The sequence below is a fragment of the Mesorhizobium sp. LSJC280B00 genome, assembly GCF_000502835.1.
Classification (GTDB): domain Bacteria; phylum Pseudomonadota; class Alphaproteobacteria; order Rhizobiales; family Rhizobiaceae; genus Mesorhizobium.
On sequence record NZ_AYVL01000004.1, the window covers coordinates 535,690 to 553,788 of the forward strand.

Consider the following 18,099-nt stretch of genomic DNA (forward strand, 5'->3'; position numbering starts at 1 on the left):
GCCTAGCCCTCGCCCATTGAAGAGGACACCAACGGCCGCGCGTGAAGATAACGTGCGGCGCGCCGCTTGCTGTCGATATCCTTGAAAACCTTCTGGACCTGCATCACGGTGAGGCCGGTTGCCTCGGCGACGTCTTCGTCGGCGATCCCATGGTTCAAGCCGTAGAGGCACAGATCCATCAGATAATAAGGAAGCGCGAAGTAGAACTCCTCCTGACTCTGCGCCATCGAGAAGGTGTCTGTGGTGGGCGGTCTGCGCCGGACCTCTTCCTCCACCCCAAGATATTCGGCCAACTGGTAGACCTGGGTCTTGTAGAGGTGGACGATTGGCATCAGGTCGGCAATTCCGTCGCCCTGCTTGACGAAGAAGCCCTGGTCGTACTCCAGGCGGTTCGGCGTGCCCGCTACCGCGTAGTTGAGGCGGTCGGCATGGTAGTATTCGGTCATCTTGCGCAGGCGCTGCTTGTAGTTGGTTGCAGCGACGATCTGCAGATAGGCTGCCGACGGCAGGCGCACCGTGTCGGTCCTGCCCTCGGGGTCCTGAACCGTGAGGCGCGTGATGTTGAGACCGTTGCTCTCGAGAACCGAGGCGAGCACCAGCTTGCATTTCCAGCCGTCCCCATATTCGGGAACGACGGTCTGGATTGCTTCGGTCTGCCGTCTATAGGCGCCGATCGCTTCCAGGGCCGGCGTTATATCCTCCAGGATCGTTTCGATACCAAGGTGTGCGGCGACAATGCGGCCGAGCCTCAGTGAGTCGCCGGAGGAATGGCGCTCCGGCATGAATATCCCGAGGACCTTGCCTTTCCCAAAGGCGCGAACACACAACGCCGCAACGACGGAGCTGTCGATGCCGCCTGAGAGGCCGACAACCACCCCTCGACGTCGCAGCGTGCCGAGGACCTGCTGGCGCAAGATCTGGACGATGCGATCGACTTCCGCGCCAGCGTCGAGCACCAGGGCGTCTTTGCCGAATGTTGAGATCAGGTCGATGGCTTGTACTCCAGTTTGCGAGACTCGATTGGCGAATAGGTTTTCGCCACCGCTTTCTCGATAAGGGGACGATTGGTGGTAAGGTGAGGCTCTACAACCAGATCGATGTGGCTGCCGACGATCGGAATCACGTCCAGATGGGCGAAGACGCTATCCCAGCCGATTGCCAGAGGCATTCCGGGTCGAGCACAGCGGAACAGGGTGCCTGTGATCGGCAGAGCCGGCTTTGGCTCGGCCACCCACTGGAAGAAGGCTTGCGCGCGCAAAACCTCTTGCAGTTCCAGTTTGGTTCTAAAGCTCGTCGCGTTGAACTGTCCTTGAGCGAAGCGGTCGAGAAACTGGACCAGTTGTGCCTCGCGCTTCATTGCCACGGCGACTTTCGCGAGGGCGCGGCATGCCATCCGGTAAGCGGACACGCGGTTGGTTCGGATTCGATTGAATGTGCGCGTAAACGTCTCCCAGCGGGCGCTTCGCTCCCCGACGAGGCTGGTGTCGAGGATGCCGAGGAACTTTACGGTTCGCCCCGCTGCCAGCAGCCGCGCCGCAACTTCGAAGGCAACAGCGCCGCCGAGCGAATGGCCGAGAAGTCGTACATGGCCCGAGGGTTGGGCGCGGCGGATCTGGTCGACGGCGGCGTCGGCCATATCGGCGAGGCTGTCTTGTCCGCGCAGTATCATAGCCAGGGCCGGATACCTGATCGGGGCAACGCGGGTCACCTTGCCCATCGCTGCTGCAAAGGCTGCAAGGCTCGGGCCATAGCCGACGGACCCCGGGAACAGAAAAAGAATGGGAGGGTCGTGCTTCTGGGCGCGCGCGCTTTGATCGCCTGCCTGGGCGGACACGACCGCCTTGACCATTTGCTCCAGGCTCATCCCGACGGTGAAGGCCTCAAGGCCGAGTTCCTGCCCGATGGCGCTTTCGATTTCCATGACGCAGTGCAGCAGCTTCAGCGAATCTCCTCCGGCGTCATCCCAGCGTCCTGCCGCCACGCGCGTATTGAGAATGCTGGTCCATGCCCGCTGGACAACCTGCTGCGCGGTCAGCTTGCCTCGCGGCTCGAGCGGACGCGCGGTCGCCGCTGTCTCTCTGGCTGAAAGATCCATCTCTGCAAGTGTCGTGATGTCGACTTTGCCGCTCGGCAGACGCGGAATCTCGGCGATCGTGTGCAACCGCAAGGGACGCAGCGGCGGCGGCAGATTGGTCCTGACAAGCTGGCGAAGCTCGTCCGAAAAGGTCGCTTCGGCCGAGCGCCGAGGAACAGCAAAGGCGACAAGCTCATTCGCGGCCGTCACGATTGCCACGGCATCCGCGACAGAGGGTGCACAACGCAGCACCCGTTCGAGTTCGGCTGGCTCGACGCGTCGACCGTTGATTTTTACCTGGCGCCCCTTGCGACCGACGATGTGCAGTAGGCCTTGATCATCAAGTCGAACGAGGTCACCTGTCGCGAAAATCCGAAGGCCTGGATCGTGCGGGTCTGATGTTGCCGGCACAACCGCCCCGTCCTCCCAATGGCCAAGCAAGACATACGGGCTCCTGATCAGAAGCTCTCCGCTGCGGCCCGGTTGAACGCGGCGGCCCGCTTCGTCGACAATTGCGAAGGTGATTCCAGGCAGCAGCCAGCCAACTGGAACCGAATCTCCATGCTCTGGCCAGTCTCGCGGCAGGAACCATTGCGAGCCGGTGGTCTCGGTTGACGAGTAACCGATCTGGATAAGGCACGTATCGGAGACGGCCTTGCGCAGCAGGGCGATGTCGGTCCAGGGCACCTTCTCGCCACCGATCCGGGCGACTCTGAGTGAATGGAACGCTTCTGCAGGTCCGTCTGCCATAAGCGCGCGAAGCAGTGCCGGCACCAGATAGGTGATTGTCACGTCTTCGGATCGCACCAGGCGTTGAACGGCGCGCAGGCCGACCGCTTCGACTTCGACCAGATGCAAGGTGGCGCCGGTGAGAAGAGCAGCAAGAATCTCCCGGCACCCGGCGATTGTGGCGGGTCCGGTCAATGGCAGGAAAACATCATCCGAGTTGATGTGGCACGCATCGACATATTGCTGGACCCGGCACAGCAAGCTGCGCTGGCTGTTAACGATGCCTTTGGGCCGGCCCGTACTCCCTGACGTATAAAGCACGATGGCGGGCGCATCGACCGAGACGGAATAAGAACGAGGCACTTGCCCAGCCTGCGAGGCCGCACTGGTCGACACATCGATCCAACTGACCAGGTGGGGCAATCCATCGGGTCGGACATTGCCCTCGCCCAGGACAGCTGAGAGCCGCGCCCCGGCCACGATTTCAAGGATACGCGAGCTAGGATCTCGCGCGTTGAGTGGCACCGAAGGCCGCCCAGCCGTCATGCTTGCCAGCATGGCAATGGGATACCAGGCTGAGTTGGCCTGAAGAATCCCTATCGCCTGTCCGTCTGGGACGGTCGCCGCGATCTGGTGGGACAGCGTCTCGACTGACCGGAGGAGCTGGGAATAGGTCAGACGATTGGCGCCGTCGCTGATTGCAAGCTTGTCGGGGTACTGGCGGACGACATTTCTCAGGTGATCGAAGGCCGCAATGTTGGTAAAATCGACGCCCAATCTTTGAAATGGGCGCAGTACGGGACCACCCTGATCCAGTGCGTATTGTGGGACACTGGACCAATTATCGGAGGTCGTTGTCTGACAATCCACCGCTAGATCCTGATCCGCGACTTCTGATCCCAAATATGCCGAAGACATGAGTTGCCTACGCTAAGATTAGGGTCACTTATCGCCCCCCGCCCCAATCTTTTCATCGATCATTCTGATGATGCCCTGATCTTCCCTCAAGGGCGCTTGGTTAGTCACTTCGCCTGTTTCGCAAGCCGCCGGCCGAGCCAATCATGCCGGGCTCGCTGGCTGTTGTGGTGCGCATGACACGGACACATGCCAAGGCGGGCTCGAAGACCAAGGTGGGGTCGAAGATGGAATTGCCGCTATTCAGGCATATTGCCTATTCGGTGGTTCTTCCGGACGACACCGGCGATGCTTCGGTGTCGGAATAGCTGCCGGGGACGAAACAATAGGCATAGATCTGTCCCCGATTTTCGTCGGTCACGCGGATCCAATCCTTTTCCCACGTTCGGAAGGTAATACGCCCGCCCGTCATCATAGCTGCGGCTCTGAACGGACTCGGCGCGTTGACAACGCGCACCGAGATAACATCGTCGCCGTCCATACGCTCGACGAGATACGTCTGCATGAAAGCCTCCCCATGCCCCGCTAGATCACCCGCACTTTAACGCCGGCTAATGAATTCGGTTGCAACTGCTTGGCGAAACTTTGGGTCCGATACTTTCCGTACCCACCGGCAACTTGGTCCTCCGTATCCGTCAGGTTTTTCAGCGACGGGATGCCAGTTCAGGGGAGGGCAGGCTGATTGCGGCCATGCCGGCGACATGCCAATCTGCGCCGCAACGTTAGGCCCCTGCCTCCGCGGGCAATGGAAAAGGCGCTCGAATGGGCTCCTTTATGCTGTCCGTGATCTGGCATTCTGCCCGTGATTTGGCCTCATCGGACGACCCTGCAGGCCTTTGCGGGACATCCACATAGCGTGGCGTCGCCATCACCGAGGCATAGCAATGTGCGTCGGCAGAGAAATGGGACGGTTCGAGGTTTTCTGAACCTGCCTCACGACGACTGCGTCGTGTCGACGATCCGTTGGAACAGAAGACCTGGCGCTGGAACGTCAATCGTATTTGGCCAGGAAGCGCCCGACGGCGCTGAGGCAGTCGTACTTTTCCTCCACATGCGGCATGTGGCTGGAATTCGGGAAGACCAGGCCTTCAACGTACGGGATAAGATCCAGAAAGGGCTGGACGCAGGCCTCGGTCGCTTCGTCGTAGAAGCCGCGGAAAACCAGGGTCGGCGCCTCGATCCGATGCAGGCGGTCGACGATGGTCCAATTCCGCATCGTGCCGATGACGTGGAACTCATTGGGACCGTTCATGGTGTGATAGACGGTCGGATCTTCCTCGATTGCCGCAAATGTCCGGGCGACCTCTGGCGGCATCGGAACGACGCGACAGACATGACGGTCGTAGAAAGCCTTCGTCGCCGCAACATATTCGGGGTGATCGGTGGTTCCCGCCGCTTCGTGCCGGTCGAGCGCACTTTGCACATCGGCTGGCAACTCGGTGCGCAATTGCCGGGCTCCTTCCACCCACAGCGCCATCGAGGCCAGCGAATTGGCCAGGATCAATGCCTTGAGCCCCTCAGGGCGGCGCACGGCGTGCTCGGCCGAGAGTATGCCGCCCCAGGACTGGCCGAGCAGGGCATAATGGCCGGCAATGCTGAGATGGGCGAGCAACGCATCGAGTTCGCCCAGGAAGAAATCGACGGTCCAGAAGTCGCCGCCCTTGTCCGGCAGATGGGTCGATTTGCCGTTGCCGATCTGATCGTAGTGGATGACGGCTCGCCCGGTTCCGGCAAGCTCCTTGAATGAGTCCACATAGTCGTGGGTGCAGCCCGGTCCACCATGAGCGACGACCAGGGGCAGCTTGCCCGACCCGAGGTCCCCGGTCACACGGTACCAGGTGCGATAGCCCTTGTAGTCGCTAAATCCTTCGGTGATCGCATGTGCCGTCACAGTCCAAGCTCCGCATCATGGCGCGGCAGGAGCCACTTTGGTGCACCCCTCCCAAGCCTTGTTTGCGACCGACGGTACTAAGCGGCCCAGCGCATTTACAGCTAGCACTTTTTATAGGTTCGCCGGTTATGGGTTTGCCCGAGGCAAGGCCGATCCCCCGCAGGTCGCGAGCCTCAATGCTCCGGTTCGAGCAGCCGGTAATGGGCGGCGAGCGCGATGGCATGGAAGCGGTTGCGCGCGCCAAGCTTTCGCGTCGCCGCGTTGAGGTGCAGCGTTGCGGTAGGCACCGCGCGGCCAATCTCACGCGCGACCTGCTTGGCCGTCAGTCCGGCAGCGGCCAGGCGCAGGCACTGACGTTCGCGTGACGTCAGATGGACATGTTGGCAGGTGCGGATTCCGGCGTCGAAACCGGCGTAGGCGGAGTCATGCAGCAGATGACCCAGATCTCCGATCTCGGCGATCAAGGGTCTGGCTTCGAGCTCGAACCCGGCCTCCGGGTCGGCACGGATCGCGGTGAAGGTGGCGAGATCGCCGCCGGCAAGGCGAATGGGTACGGTGACGCCGCAGGTCATCCTGGTGTCAAGCAAATAGCTGACCACAGGATCGTGCTTGGACTGGAGCACGCGCTGCATGACGGTGCTCTGAACGCCGCTGTGCGACCAGAGAAACGGTCTCGATACGGTGAGCGCGGCCTCCTGCACCGGGTCAAGCTGATAATATCCGCCCTTGCACCAGAGATCCTGCATGTCGCGCGGCACGTTGCGCAGAGCCATCAACGAGGGCGTGATAAGCTCGCCCTTGTGACTGACCGGCACGGGCGTATAGTCGTAGATGAATGCGGTGAAACCGATGGGCTCCAGCACCTCCGTTGCCACCGCCATGGCAGCGTCGATGCTCATTCCGGTTTGGAACCGGCTCTCTAGATCGCCTGGAAGGCTTTGCATCGGGCAAGCTTACCCGCTGATGATTGCTTGTCAAATAGCCATGTCGGCCGGCTGCTCAACAAATAGGCGGGGATAAGCCTGTCCGACCCTATCTATCTTAATAGCTATCCCGTCCGGCTTCGCTCGCCGTAGTCTTTTGTGATTGGGCCAAGTAGCGGACACCGTTCGCAAACCCAGACTGTTTCAGCCGCGCAATGGTCGATCGATCGGGTTCAGCGCGGCAAAAGCCGACACGCCTCCATGAGGGAATAAATATGCGACCCCAAAAAGCATTTGCAGCGTTGATACCCTGCCTGGCTCTGCTCGGCGTGATCATGATGTCGCCGGCAAGCAGTGCCTTGGCCACCGAGGGCAAGCCAGGCGGCACACTCCGACTGCTGGCCAATGCCGCGGCAGGCACCGCCGATCCGCACATCAACTACACGCTGCAGTATTTCCAGATCAATTATGTCCTCTACGATGGCCTGGTGACCTACAAGAAGGCCGGGGACAAGACTGGCTTCGAAGTCGTCGCGGACCTGGCGGAAAGCCTCCCGCAGGTCGAGAACGGCGGCAAGACCTACGTCTTCAAGCTGCGCAAGGGCATCAAATTCGCGGATGGCTCGGATGTCACCACGAAGGACGTGGTGGCTTCGTTCCAACGCATCTTCAAGATCAGCGGGCCGACGGCCGGGACCTTCTACAAAGGCATCGTCGGCGCGGATGCGTGCTTGAAGGCCCCCGCTGCATGCACCCTCGAAGGTGGCCTGTCGGTCGACGATGCGGCCGGAAGCATTACCTTCAACCTGGTCCAGCCGGATGCCGAGTTCCTGCAGAAGCTGGCCGTTCCACACGCGTCGATCCTGCCGGCGAGCGCGCCGCTGAAGGACGCCGGCACCGATCCGATCCCGGGTACCGGACCGTACATGATCGCCAGCTACGACCCCAACAAGCTAATGAAGATTGTGCGCAATCCTCACTTCAAGGAATGGAGCAAGGAAGCGCAGCCGGCCGGATATCCGGACGAGATCGACTATGAATTCGGCCTTACCGACGAGGCGGCGGTGACGGCGGTCGAGAATGGCCAGGCGGACTGGATGTTCGACCCACCGCCGTCCGACCGTCTCGCCGAACTCGGCACCAAATATGCCGCGCAGGTCACGGTTCACCCGCTGACGGCAATGTGGTATGCGCCGATGAACACCAATCTGGCGCCGTTCAACGACATCCGCGTTCGCCAAGCCGTGAACTTCGCGATCGACCGCGCCGCGATCGTCAAGCTGTTCGGCGGCAGCAATCTGGCGCAGCCGGCCTGTCAGATCCTGCCGCCGGGCTTCCCGTCATTCGCAGCCTATTGCTCGTTCACCGCCAATCCAGGTGAGAAGTGGTCGGCGCCGGATATGGACAAGGCCAAGCAATTGGTCGCGGAATCGGGAACCGCAGGTCAGGAGGTGACGATCATCACCGAGGACACCACGGTCTCCAAGGCGATCGGCGTCTACCTGCAGGATGTGCTCAACCAGCTTGGCTACAAGACGTCGGTCAAGCCGATCTCGCAGAACATACAGTTCACCTACATCCAGAACACCAATAACAAGGTGCAGATTTCGATCTCGCAATGGTTCCAGGATTACCCGGCGCCATCGAATTTCCTGCAGGTCTTGTTCAGCTGTGCCTCGTTTACGCCGGGCTCCGACGCCTCGGTCAATATTTCGGGGTTCTGCGACAAGTCGATCGACGCATCGATGGACGAGGCAGAGGCAGCCACCATCGCCGATCCGGCCAAGGGCGCGACACTCTGGACCGCCATCGACAAGGCTGTGACGGACAAGGCTCCGGTCGCTGTCCTGTTCACGCCAAAGCGCGTCGATGTGATCTCTTCCAGGCTGAAGAACTTCACCTTCAGCCCGCAATTCTACTGGATTGTCAGCCAGTCCTGGGTGGAATAGCCGACCGGAGCCAATGCGACGGAGTGCCGCTGGCTCTCCGTCGCATTTCCTTTTCCGGCGGATCAGCGCATCTTCCAGGCCGCGATTTTTCCCAGGCAATCCTGTTCATGGTCAATGTCATTGCGGACCAGCCTGCCATCCCGGTTCGCCGGGCCACCGATGGCCCGTGGCGCACCGCTTGGCGCAAGCTGAAAGGCGATCGTTCGGCAATATCTGCCTTCGCCGTGCTCGTCGTCATTGTGATCGCCTCGCTCGCGGCGCCGCTTTATGCGCGATACGTCTCCGGCACCGATCCATTTGCGACCAATCTCAATGGCGAGATCGTCGTCGATGGGGTGACCCAGCCGGTGCTGCAGCCCTCCACCGAAGGCCTTGGCCTCGGCATGACGCCGGTCGGGCCGACCTGGCGCATCGGCCCCTATATGCTCGGTGCCGACAACCAGGGCCGTGACGTCGCGGCGCGGCTGCTTTACGGCGGACGGGATTCGCTGTTGATCTCGGGTGCTGCAGCCGTGCTGTGCCTTGTCCTCGCGACATTCCTGGGGGTCGTTTCCGGCTTCTTCGGCGGCATCGTCGACATCGGCCTGTCGCGCATTCTCGACGTGCTCTGGGCTTTTCCGATTTTCCTGTTGGCGATTTCGTTGTCGATCGTGCTGATTGCGCAGAGTATCCAGATCGGTCCGTTCGAAATCCGCTCCGGCAGCCTGTGGCTACCGGTCTTCATCATCGGCATCGTCTATGTGCCCTATGTGGCGCGGCCGATCCGCGGCCATATCCTGACCTTAATGCATGCCGAATTCGTCACCGCTGCGATCGGCGTTGGCGCATCGCCCTGGCGCATCCTTTTGCGCGACATCATGCCCAATGTGGTGACCCGCATCATCGTTTTCGTGCCGTTGATCCTGGCGCTCAACATGATGACGGAATCCTCGCTGTCGTTCCTGTCGATCGGCGTGCAGCCGCCGGATGCCAGCTGGGGCACGATCATCCAGGACGGCCAGGGCCTGCTCTATTCGCGGCCGGTCGTGGCACTGGCGCCGGGGCTAGCCATTGTGATCACGGTGCTGGCCCTAAACATTCTGGGCGACGGCGTGCGCGACGCGCTCGATCCGAAATCCTCGCCGAGGGGCGTCTAGTGGTTGCCGCGCTCGGCTTCCGGCTTGGCCAGATGGTGCTGGTTATGTTCGGTATCAGCGTCGTCGCTTTCCTGATCTTCTTTGCGACGCCTGGCGCTGATCCATCGGCGCGCATTGCCGGCCGCAATGCTTCGCAAGAGACGCTGATCCAGGTGCGCCACGATTTCGGTCTCGACCGGCCATTGCCGGTGCAATATGGGCTGATGATGAACCGGCTTTTCGTCAGCCGCGATCTCACCTCCTTCGTCAATCGCGGGCAGCGCGTCATTCCGACCGTGATAAGCGCCATTCCCGTGACGCTGTCGCTGGTCGGCGGCGCGGCAGTGCTGTGGGTGCTCGGCGGATTGATCGTCGGTGTGATCGCAGGCGCAACGCGCGGTACATTCATTGATCGCGCGCTGATGATCCTGAGCCTGGTAGGCGTGTCGATCCCGGTCTTCTGGCTGGGCGAGGTCGCCAACCTGCTGACGCAAAGCCGCTGGCACGACAGCTGGCTGTTTTCCTGGGTTCCTCCGCTCGGCTACATCCCCCTGACCGAGAATCCCTGGGGCTGGTTCAAGGCGCTCGTCATTCCGTGGTTCACGCTGGCAACCCTTTATGTCGGCCTCTACGGCCGGGTGCTGCGGGCAAGCCTGATCGAGATGATGCAGGAGGATTTCATCCGCACCGCCCGAGCCAAGGGGATCGGCGAGCGGCGGGTGGTGCTGCATCATGGCCTCAGGACCTCGCTGGTCGCATTTGTTACCATGTTCGGCCTCGACTTCGGTGCCCTGGTCGGTGGCGGTGCGCTGCTGACCGAAGTGGTCTTCGGACTGCAGGGCGTCGGAAAACTGACCTATGAGGCGCTGCAGACGCTCGATCTGCCGATGATCCTTGCCACGGTGATCTACGCCGCCTTCTTCGTGGTGATGGCAAACTTCGTCGTCGACGTGGTCTTCGTCTTCATCGACCCGAGGGCTCGCGATGTCGGCTGATGCTCCTCTTCTGGTGGTCAAGGACCTCGCCGTCTCCTTCCGCAGCGACGAGGGCCTGGTGCGCGCGGTGGGAGGTGTTTCGTTCTCCGTCGAGCAGCGCGAGATCGTCGGTGTGGTCGGCGAATCCGGTTCGGGCAAAAGCCAGACCTTGCTCGCCATTATGGGGTTGATCGACAGCCCCAACGCTATCGTCTCCGGTTCCATCCGTTTCATGGGACAGGAGCTGATCGGGCTCAAGCGGCGTGCGCTCGATGCCATTCGCGGCCGCCAGATCGCGATGATCTTCCAGGATCCGATGTCTGCGCTCACCCCGGTGCATACGATCGGCAACCAGATCGGCGAGCAGGTCCGCGCGCATGAAAAGGTGTCGGCGAAAGCGGTACGGGCGAGGGCCGTGCAATTGCTGGATGCGGTCGGCATCGCAAATCCGGATCGGGTCATCGACAGCTACCCGCACCAGCTTTCCGGCGGTATGCGCCAGCGCGCGGTGATTGCCATGGCGCTCTCGTGCAACCCGGCGCTGCTCGTCGCGGATGAACCGACCACAGCCCTCGATGTTACCGTGCAGGCGCAGATCCTCGAACTGATCGGACGATTGCGCGACCAGTTCGGTTCCGCTGTGATCCTGGTCACGCACGATCTTGGCGTCGTCGCCGAAGTCGCGGACCGGGTACTGGTGATGTATGGCGGACGCTTTGTCGAGGAGGGCGGCAAGAGCAGCGTGTTCCGGGCGCCGCTGCATCCCTACACATGGGGCTTGTTCGGCTCGATCCCGCCGATGGAGGGACCACGTCCAGCCCGGCTCGCTGCCATTCCGGGAATTCCGCCGTCGCTCTCCAACCTACCGAAAGGCTGCGCCTTCAGCCCCCGCTGCGCCTTTCGCCACGACGCCTGTCTGGTTCAACTGCCGATCATGCAAGGCGAGAGCCATCGCGCCGCGTGCCTGTTGCCGGAGCCTACGCGCAGACAATTCGCTGCCCAGAGGCCTGGCGGCGTGGTGGAGATGCAACGATGAATGCCAGGCCACGCGAACGTCCGCTGCTTCGTGCCGGCGACCTGTCGAAGCGCTATAGCGTCGGCCGCTCAATCTTCCCGGCGCAGCGCCGGACCGTGCATGCGGTTGATACGGTGTCGCTCGACATCTGGCCCGGGGAGACCCTCGGCATCGTCGGCGAGTCCGGTTGCGGCAAATCCACGCTTGGCCGGTGTCTGGTGCGTCTGACCGAAATCAGCTCGGGGTCGCTGGAATTCGAGGGCCGCGACATCAGCGACGCCTCCCAGCGCCAGCTTCGTCCGTTGCGGCGGCAGATGCAGATGGTCTTTCAGGATCCCAGCGCTTCGCTCAATCCGCGCCGGCGGGTCGGCGATCTGCTGGCCGATCCGTTCCGCATCCATGAACGCCTCTCGGCATCGGAAATGGCGGACCGCGTGGCCGAGCTCCTGCGCCGGGTCGACTTGTCGCCCCAGCACGCATCGCGCTACCCGCACGAATTCTCCGGCGGCCAGCGCCAGCGTATCGGCATCGCCCGCGCGCTGGCGCTGCGGCCACGGCTGATCGTGGCCGACGAGCCGGTCTCGGCGCTCGACGTGTCGATCCAGGCGCAGATCGTCAATCTGCTCGCCGACCTGCGCGAGGAGTACAACCTGACCTATGTGTTCATCGCCCACGATCTTTCCGTGGTGCGTCAGATCTCGAGCCGTGTGGCGGTGATGTATCTGGGATCGATCGTGGAGAGCGGGCCGACCGACGAGGTCTTTGCGGCGCCCAGACACCATTACACCGCGGCGCTGCGTTCCGCCGTGCCGATACCCAGCATCGACCGGGCGCGGCGCGGCCGGCTGGTGCTCAAGGGTGATCTGCCCAGCCCGATGAACCCACCCTCGGGGTGCCGGTTCCACACCCGTTGCCCAGCTGCCACCCCGATCTGCCGCAGCGAGCGCCCGCTTCTCCAAAGCATTGGCGAGGGCCGCCTGGTCGCGTGCCATCATCCCGCCGACGGTTGACTAGGGGAATTCTCGTTCAACGATATCGGATCAGGACCGTTCAGCCGCAATCGTCGCTTCGGCGAGAATAGAGGCCGATCTGGACGCCGCACGATCCGACGGTATGTTGCGCTTCGGCGCTCAAGGCGATCGTTTTTCAGTTTGCCACGCTCACCGACGTCACCTGGCAGATGTCGGGCGAGGTGATCCTGATGACGCTCCTCGGCGGCATCGGCACCATGGTCGGGCCGATCATCGGCGCCAGTTTGGTCGTCGGCCTGGAAAACACGCTCGCCACCTCGAACTTTCCGGTGACCATCGCCACCGGCCTGACCTTCATGGTCTGCGTGCTGGTTTTCCGGCGCGGTATTGTCGGTGAGGTCTATGCGCGGTTTCTCGGGCCAAAGGGTGACGCGAAAGACTGAACGGCTCAGTTCCGCCTCGCTAGGCGATGCGTAAGCCTTGCGCGTCGAGAAGCACGCAGCCCAGCGGGTCGAAGCAGACATCGACCGCTTCGCCTTCACGCAGCGGCTGGCCGTCGATCAACGTGTTGGCGCGCACCAGCGTGCCGGCGCCGATGTCGATCTCGTAGACCGCATTGCCGCCGAGATAGGAGGTCGAGACGATCCGTCCCGCCAGCCTGTTGGCAGCACCGGCGGTACCGACGGTAAGCTTCTGCGGGCGAACGACAACGGTGACCGCGCTGCCGGTCGCGAGCGCCTTCGGCGCGGCCGCCTTTACGACATGGCCGGTGGCCAGCGCGATCGTCGCCATCTTGCCGTCCATCGCTGTCACGCTGCCGGGCAGCATGTTGGCCTTGCCCAGGAAATTGGCGACGAATGCGGTGGCCGGCTGGTCATAGACCTGCGCGGGGGAGCCGATCTGCTCGATCAGGCCGGCGTTCATCACGACGATGTGGTCGGACATCGACAAGGCTTCTTCCTGGTCGTGCGTCACGAAGATAGCGGTGATGCCCGTCTCCCTCTGGATTTTCTTGATCTCGACGCGCATGTCCTCGCGCATATTGGCGTCGAGCGCCGACAAGGGCTCGTCCAGCAGCAGCACTTCCGGCTCGAAGACGATGGCGCGGGCCAGTGCGATGCGTTGCTGCTGGCCGCCCGAGAGCTGCGACGGCAGCTTTGTCTCACTGCCGGGCAGCCGCACCATATCCAGCGCCTTCTTGACCCGGCGCACGATTTCCGGTTTAGGCACGTTTCGGTATTTCAGGCCGAATGCGACGTTGTCGAAGACGTTCTTGTGCGGAAAGAGCGCGTAGTTCTGGAACACCAGACCAATGTTGCGTTTGTAGATCGGGATGTCGTCGACCCGCTTTCCGCCGATCGAGATCTGGCCACCGGAGATGTCGACCAGGCCCGCGATCGAGCGCAGGATCGTCGTCTTGCCGCACCCGGACGGCCCCAGCAAGGTGACGAAACTACCTTTGCGGATCGCCAGTGAAAAATCGCGCACAGCGGCGAACTTGCCGTAGAAAATATCGATGTCGCGAAACTCGACCGCAGGCTTTCCTATCGGCTGCCGCTCGCTCTGGGCGAGCGGGTCGCCATCAGCCCCGGCCGAAGCCGGCCGGGGCTGCTGGTCGTGGCTGTTGTCGTCATGCACCTTTCGACACCCTGTCCCATTGCTTGGTCCAGGCGTCTTCGTTCTTCGCCCAGTAGAGCGGATCGGCGAAGGTCAGCGATTTCATCGATCCAGTCGGGTCGAAGGCCGGAAGCGCCGCGATCTTGTCGGTCAGCTTCACCTTGGTCGGGTCAAGCGATGGCGGATAGTTCTGGCCCTCGGCGACGGCGATCGACGTGGCCGGATCCAGCATGAAATTGATCAGCTCCTCGCATTCGGCCATCGGCGATCCCTTGAGCACCAGCATGTCCTCCATCCATGCGTATGAGCCGGCAGGGTCGAGATAGCCGATCGGCTGGCCCTGCTGCTGCAGGGCGGCGACACGTCCTGACCAGGCGTCAGTGACGACGATCTCGTTTCGCGACAGGAGGTCCATGAGTTCCGCGCCGGAACTCCAGAACTTCTTGGCCAGGTCGCGGGTCTCGCGAACCTTGGCCCAGACCGCATCCATGTCCTGGATGTTGTTGGGGTCCTGTTTCGTCTGCAGTGCCGCATACCAGACGCGCGTCGTCATATCGGCGTAGCCGCCGATCTTGCCGGCATATTTCGTGTCGGTAAGCAGGTTGGCGCCCTTTTCCTTGGCTTCTTCCGGCGAGATGACCTTGTTGTTGTAGGCGATGCCGGTGGTGCCGTAATCATATGGCACCGCCGACAGCTTCGGCGTGATCTTACGGAACGGCTCGATCATGGCGGTCAGCACATTCGCCATGTTCGGAATGTTCGCCTCGTTGATCTCGGAATTGAAACCGCCATTGACGTATTTGATATAGTAGTTGACGCCGGAAGAATGGACGATCTGGAAGTCGCCTGGTTTCGACGTCTTGATCTTGGTGATGATCTCGTTCTCGTCGCCAAAGGTGCCCTGGACGACCTTGACCTTGGACTTGGCGGTGTAAGGCTGGAACGCGTACTTATCGATCGCCTCCTGCACCACGCCGCCCCATCCGTCGAAGCGCACTTCCGAAACCGCGGCGAGCGCCCGTCCCATCCAGGGCATGGAAAGCCCGGTGGCGGCGGCAGCGGCGGCCGTCAGCGTCAGGAACGATCGCCGGCTGATGTCGCCATTGGCATAGCGTTCGTTGAGCCGTTCCAGTCGTTTGGTGGTTGTCAGTTTCATTTCCATTCTCCCATTTTCATCTTCACTTGCCTGCCTTGAACCAGGTGAGGCTTTGCAGGACGAGCCCGCCAGCCAAGGGAATGCCGACCGTCAAAAGGATCATGACGGTTCCGAGCGCGTTCACCTCGGGGCTGATCGAGATCTTCAGCATCGAAAGGATTTGCGTCGGCATGGTCTCGACGCCCGCCGGCCGCCAGAACAGGCTGGCCGAGGTGTTGTCGAACGAAATGGTGAAAGCGAGCAGAACACTGGCAAGCACTGCGGGAATGAGCAGCGGCAGCGTGATTTCGCGGAATGTCGACACACGCGGCGCCCCGAGCGAAAGCGCCGCCTCCTCATAGGAACGTTTTATGCCGACCATGCGCGCCTGGACGATCAGCACCACGTAGGGGAGCGTGAGCAGAATGTGGCCGAGCACCAGCAGCGTCATGCTGCGCGGCTGGTCGACGGCTTTGATCATGACCAGCAGGCCGACGCCGAGTATCGTTTCGGGGACCAGCGCGGGAAGAATGACAAGCGTGTTGATCGCCTGCTTGCCACGGAACTCGAAGCGCACCAGCGCCAATGCCGCCATGATGCCGAGCAGCGTCGTCACCGTTGCCGTCACCAGGGCAATCCACATCGATGTCCGGAAGGCGTCGAGAACCGGCTCGTTGGTGAGCAGCTTTTCGTACCATCGCAGGCTGAAGCCGGTGAGGGGAAAGCCGCCGAACATCGAGGCGTTGAAGGAAAGCACGACCGTGGCGAGGATCGGCGCAAACATGAAGATGTAGACGCACACCGTGATCGCGCCGGTCAGCCGCCACGCCCATCTGCCTTCGCGATTGGGATGATCCGCTCTCATGCACTGAGGCCCTTCATGATCTGCGATAGGCCCATATAGCGGCTGTAGGCGGCCGCGGCCGCGCCGAGCAGGACGAACAGGACGATGGAAAGCGTGGCGCCCATCGGCCAATTGAGCTGCCCCATGATGGTGTCGTAGATCAAGTTGCCGAACAGCGCATCGCGGCTGCCGCCGAGCAGCTGCGGCGTCACATAGGAGCCGGCCGCCAGCACGAAGCAGAGCAGCAGCCCGGCGCCCAGCCCCGGCATCGATAGCGGCAGGGTCACTTCGCGAAACGCCTGCGCGCTGGTACAGCCCATCGAGCGGGCGGCGGCGATCAGCGTGCGGTCGATGCTTTCCAGGCTGACATAGACGTTCAGGATCATATAGGGCAGCAGAAAATGCAGCAGCCCCATGATGACGGCGCCCTCGGTGTAGAGCATCGGCAACGGCTCGTTGATAACCCCCAGCCTGATGAGCACGACGTTGATCAGCCCCTGTTCGCCGAGAATATGGATCCACGAGAATGTCCGGATGGTGAAGCTGATCCAGAACGGCACGATGAGCAGCAGCAACAGCAGCCATTTGTGCCTGAAGGTCGTGGCCCAGATGAAATAGGCGGGGAAATAGCCAAGGATCGCGCAGATCACAGCGGTGATGGCGCCGACGCGAACGGTCTTCCAAAGAAAACCGTGATAGTAGCTGTCGGTGAGGAATTCCTTCCAGTTGTCGAAGGTCAGCACCGCCGATTCCACCCCCGCGGTGACGAAGGTGAAAAACGTGTAGACCGTCATCATCGCGATCGGCAGCAGCAGAAGCAGGGTAAGCAGTAAAAGCACAGGCGCGACGAGGACCCAGGCCAGTCGCTGATCGTATAATTTCCACCCTTTGGTCACGACCCGTCCAACCACTCTATGTGCAAGCCGCCATCACCGGGCTCGGCTCCGGACTAGATTGGGCGATCGGCGTTCAGGTGTCCACTCTGCATATGGCTCCTGCACAAATTCTGTGCAGGGCCACCGCGCGACCCTCGCCCTGCCGGATTCAACAAATTGCTCGGCGTTCCGCCTGCACATTGATTAAATCAGATATCCCGATATACAGGGTAATTTCGGATATAGATTTTACATGGGCCGGGCAATTTCATGAGTCGCAATTTTCTGGTGATTGAACCTGAGGAAGGCATTGCCGTGCTCAAGGGGCTTGCCTCCTCGGCGCGGATCTCGATGCTGAAACTGCTGCANATCGCCGCCGTGCTGTCGCTTCCGCAGTCGACCGTCTCGACCAACATCCAGGTGCTGGAGGATGCGGGGCTGATCCGCACCGAGAGAGCGAAGAAAGGCAACCGGAAAATCTGCTATCCGACCGCCGAAAAAGTGCTCGTCGTGTTCAAGAGCGAATATCGTGCGGTCAAGAACGACGCGATCGAAGTGTCGATGCCGATCGGGCTTTATACCGGCTTCGAGGTTACCGCGCCCTGCGGCCTTTGTTCGCCGGACGGCATCATCGGTCTGCTCGATGTGCCGAACACTTTCCTCGATCCGGACCGCATGAAAGCCGGTCTGCTATGGTTCACGCGCGGTTTTGTCGAATACCAGTTCCCCAACAATGCCAAGCTCGCCAATGNGCCGGTCTGCTATGGTTCACGCGCGGTTTTGTCGAATACCAGTTCCCCAACAATGCCAAGCTCGCCAATGCCGAGATCACCGGACTCGAAGTTGCGATAGAGCTGTCTTCGGAAGTGCCGGGCACCAGCGCCGATTGGCCCTCGGACATCACGCTGACGATCAATGGCGTCGATGTCGGCACCTGGACGTCGCCGGGGGATTTCGGCGACAAGCGCGGCGTCTTCACGCCCTCCTGGTGGAAGCTTAAGGGCTCGCAATACGGTAAGCTGAAGAACTGGCGAATTGCCAATGACGGCACCTATGTCGACGGCCTCAGGAT

14 protein-coding genes and 2 pseudogenes are annotated in these 18,099 nt (G+C 61.6%); 7 read left to right on the forward strand and 9 right to left on the reverse strand.

Annotation, left to right across the window (positions count from 1 at the left end):
• Window positions 1–2 precede the first annotated feature (2 nt).
• From nadE to X773_RS48720, 5 genes are all read right to left on the reverse strand, one after another.
• On the reverse strand, window positions 3–986 hold the full coding sequence (gene nadE / locus X773_RS48705; protein WP_023675631.1) for an NAD(+) synthase: 984 nt from the start codon (window positions 984–986) through the stop codon (window positions 3–5).
• Complete coding sequence (locus X773_RS48710) at window positions 983–3,580, reverse strand: AMP-binding protein (RefSeq protein WP_348625920.1); 2,598 nt, start codon at window positions 3,578–3,580, stop codon at window positions 983–985. The genes nadE and X773_RS48710 overlap by 4 nt, the downstream gene beginning before the upstream one ends.
• Before the next feature lie 394 nt (window positions 3,581–3,974).
• The gene (locus X773_RS76280) at window positions 3,975–4,223 is read right to left on the reverse strand and encodes a hypothetical protein (RefSeq protein ID WP_156937305.1); all 249 of its coding nucleotides are present in this window, start codon (window positions 4,221–4,223) and stop codon (window positions 3,975–3,977) included.
• A 486-nt stretch (window positions 4,224–4,709) separates the two neighbouring features.
• Window positions 4,710–5,609, reverse strand: a complete 900-nt coding sequence (locus X773_RS48715) for a proline iminopeptidase-family hydrolase (RefSeq protein ID WP_023675634.1) — start codon at window positions 5,607–5,609, stop codon at window positions 4,710–4,712.
• A 173-nt stretch (window positions 5,610–5,782) separates the two neighbouring features.
• Complete coding sequence (locus tag X773_RS48720) at window positions 5,783–6,508, reverse strand: LuxR family transcriptional regulator (RefSeq protein WP_245274646.1); 726 nt, start codon at window positions 6,506–6,508, stop codon at window positions 5,783–5,785.
• A 299-nt stretch (window positions 6,509–6,807) separates the two neighbouring features.
• On the opposite strand from X773_RS48720, the gene X773_RS48725 reads away from it, so the two are divergent.
• The 6 genes and pseudogenes from X773_RS48725 to X773_RS48750 form a co-directional block, all read left to right on the forward strand.
• On the forward strand, window positions 6,808–8,481 hold the full coding sequence (locus X773_RS48725; RefSeq protein ID WP_023675636.1) for an ABC transporter substrate-binding protein: 1,674 nt from the start codon (window positions 6,808–6,810) through the stop codon (window positions 8,479–8,481).
• Window positions 8,482–8,588: 107 nt separating this feature from the next.
• Window positions 8,589–9,617 (forward strand): ABC transporter permease, encoded by a 1,029-nt coding sequence (locus X773_RS48730; protein ID WP_031211444.1) that lies wholly within the window; start codon window positions 8,589–8,591, stop codon window positions 9,615–9,617.
• Window positions 9,617–10,591, forward strand: a complete 975-nt coding sequence (locus X773_RS48735; protein WP_023675638.1) for an ABC transporter permease — start codon at window positions 9,617–9,619, stop codon at window positions 10,589–10,591. Before X773_RS48730 ends, X773_RS48735 begins: the two co-directional genes overlap by 1 nt.
• Window positions 10,581–11,606: an ABC transporter ATP-binding protein gene (locus X773_RS48740; RefSeq protein ID WP_023675639.1), complete on the forward strand. Its 1,026-nt coding sequence runs from the start codon at window positions 10,581–10,583 to the stop codon at window positions 11,604–11,606. Before X773_RS48735 ends, X773_RS48740 begins: the two co-directional genes overlap by 11 nt.
• Entirely contained in the window at window positions 11,603–12,595 is a 993-nt protein-coding gene (locus X773_RS48745) for a dipeptide ABC transporter ATP-binding protein (protein WP_031211448.1), read from the forward strand. The genes X773_RS48740 and X773_RS48745 overlap by 4 nt, the downstream gene beginning before the upstream one ends.
• Window positions 12,596–12,714: 119 nt before the next feature.
• Window positions 12,715–12,999: pseudogene (locus X773_RS48750) on the forward strand (branched-chain amino acid ABC transporter permease); the annotation flags it as partial.
• Between the two features lie 19 nt (window positions 13,000–13,018).
• Here the strand turns inward: X773_RS48750 and X773_RS48755 are convergent.
• The 4 genes from X773_RS48755 to X773_RS48770 are packed head-to-tail and all read right to left on the reverse strand — an operon-like array spanning window position 13,019 to window position 17,048.
• The gene (locus X773_RS48755; RefSeq protein ID WP_023675642.1) at window positions 13,019–14,194 is read right to left on the reverse strand and encodes an ABC transporter ATP-binding protein; all 1,176 of its coding nucleotides are present in this window, start codon (window positions 14,192–14,194) and stop codon (window positions 13,019–13,021) included.
• The gene (locus tag X773_RS48760; RefSeq protein ID WP_023675643.1) at window positions 14,187–15,329 is read right to left on the reverse strand and encodes an extracellular solute-binding protein; all 1,143 of its coding nucleotides are present in this window, start codon (window positions 15,327–15,329) and stop codon (window positions 14,187–14,189) included. The genes X773_RS48755 and X773_RS48760 overlap by 8 nt, the downstream gene beginning before the upstream one ends.
• Before the next feature lie 22 nt (window positions 15,330–15,351).
• Window positions 15,352–16,173 (reverse strand): ABC transporter permease, encoded by an 822-nt coding sequence (locus X773_RS48765; RefSeq protein ID WP_023675644.1) that lies wholly within the window; start codon window positions 16,171–16,173, stop codon window positions 15,352–15,354.
• Window positions 16,170–17,048 carry an ABC transporter permease gene (locus tag X773_RS48770; RefSeq protein WP_023675645.1) on the reverse strand — a complete coding sequence of 293 codons (879 nt, stop codon included), beginning with the start codon at window positions 17,046–17,048 and terminating at the stop codon, window positions 16,170–16,172. Before X773_RS48770 ends, X773_RS48765 begins: the two co-directional genes overlap by 4 nt.
• 249 nt (window positions 17,049–17,297) lie before the next feature.
• On the opposite strand from X773_RS48770, the pseudogene X773_RS48775 reads away from it, so the two are divergent.
• Window positions 17,298–18,099 (forward strand): annotated as a pseudogene (locus X773_RS48775) (transcriptional regulator); the annotation flags it as partial.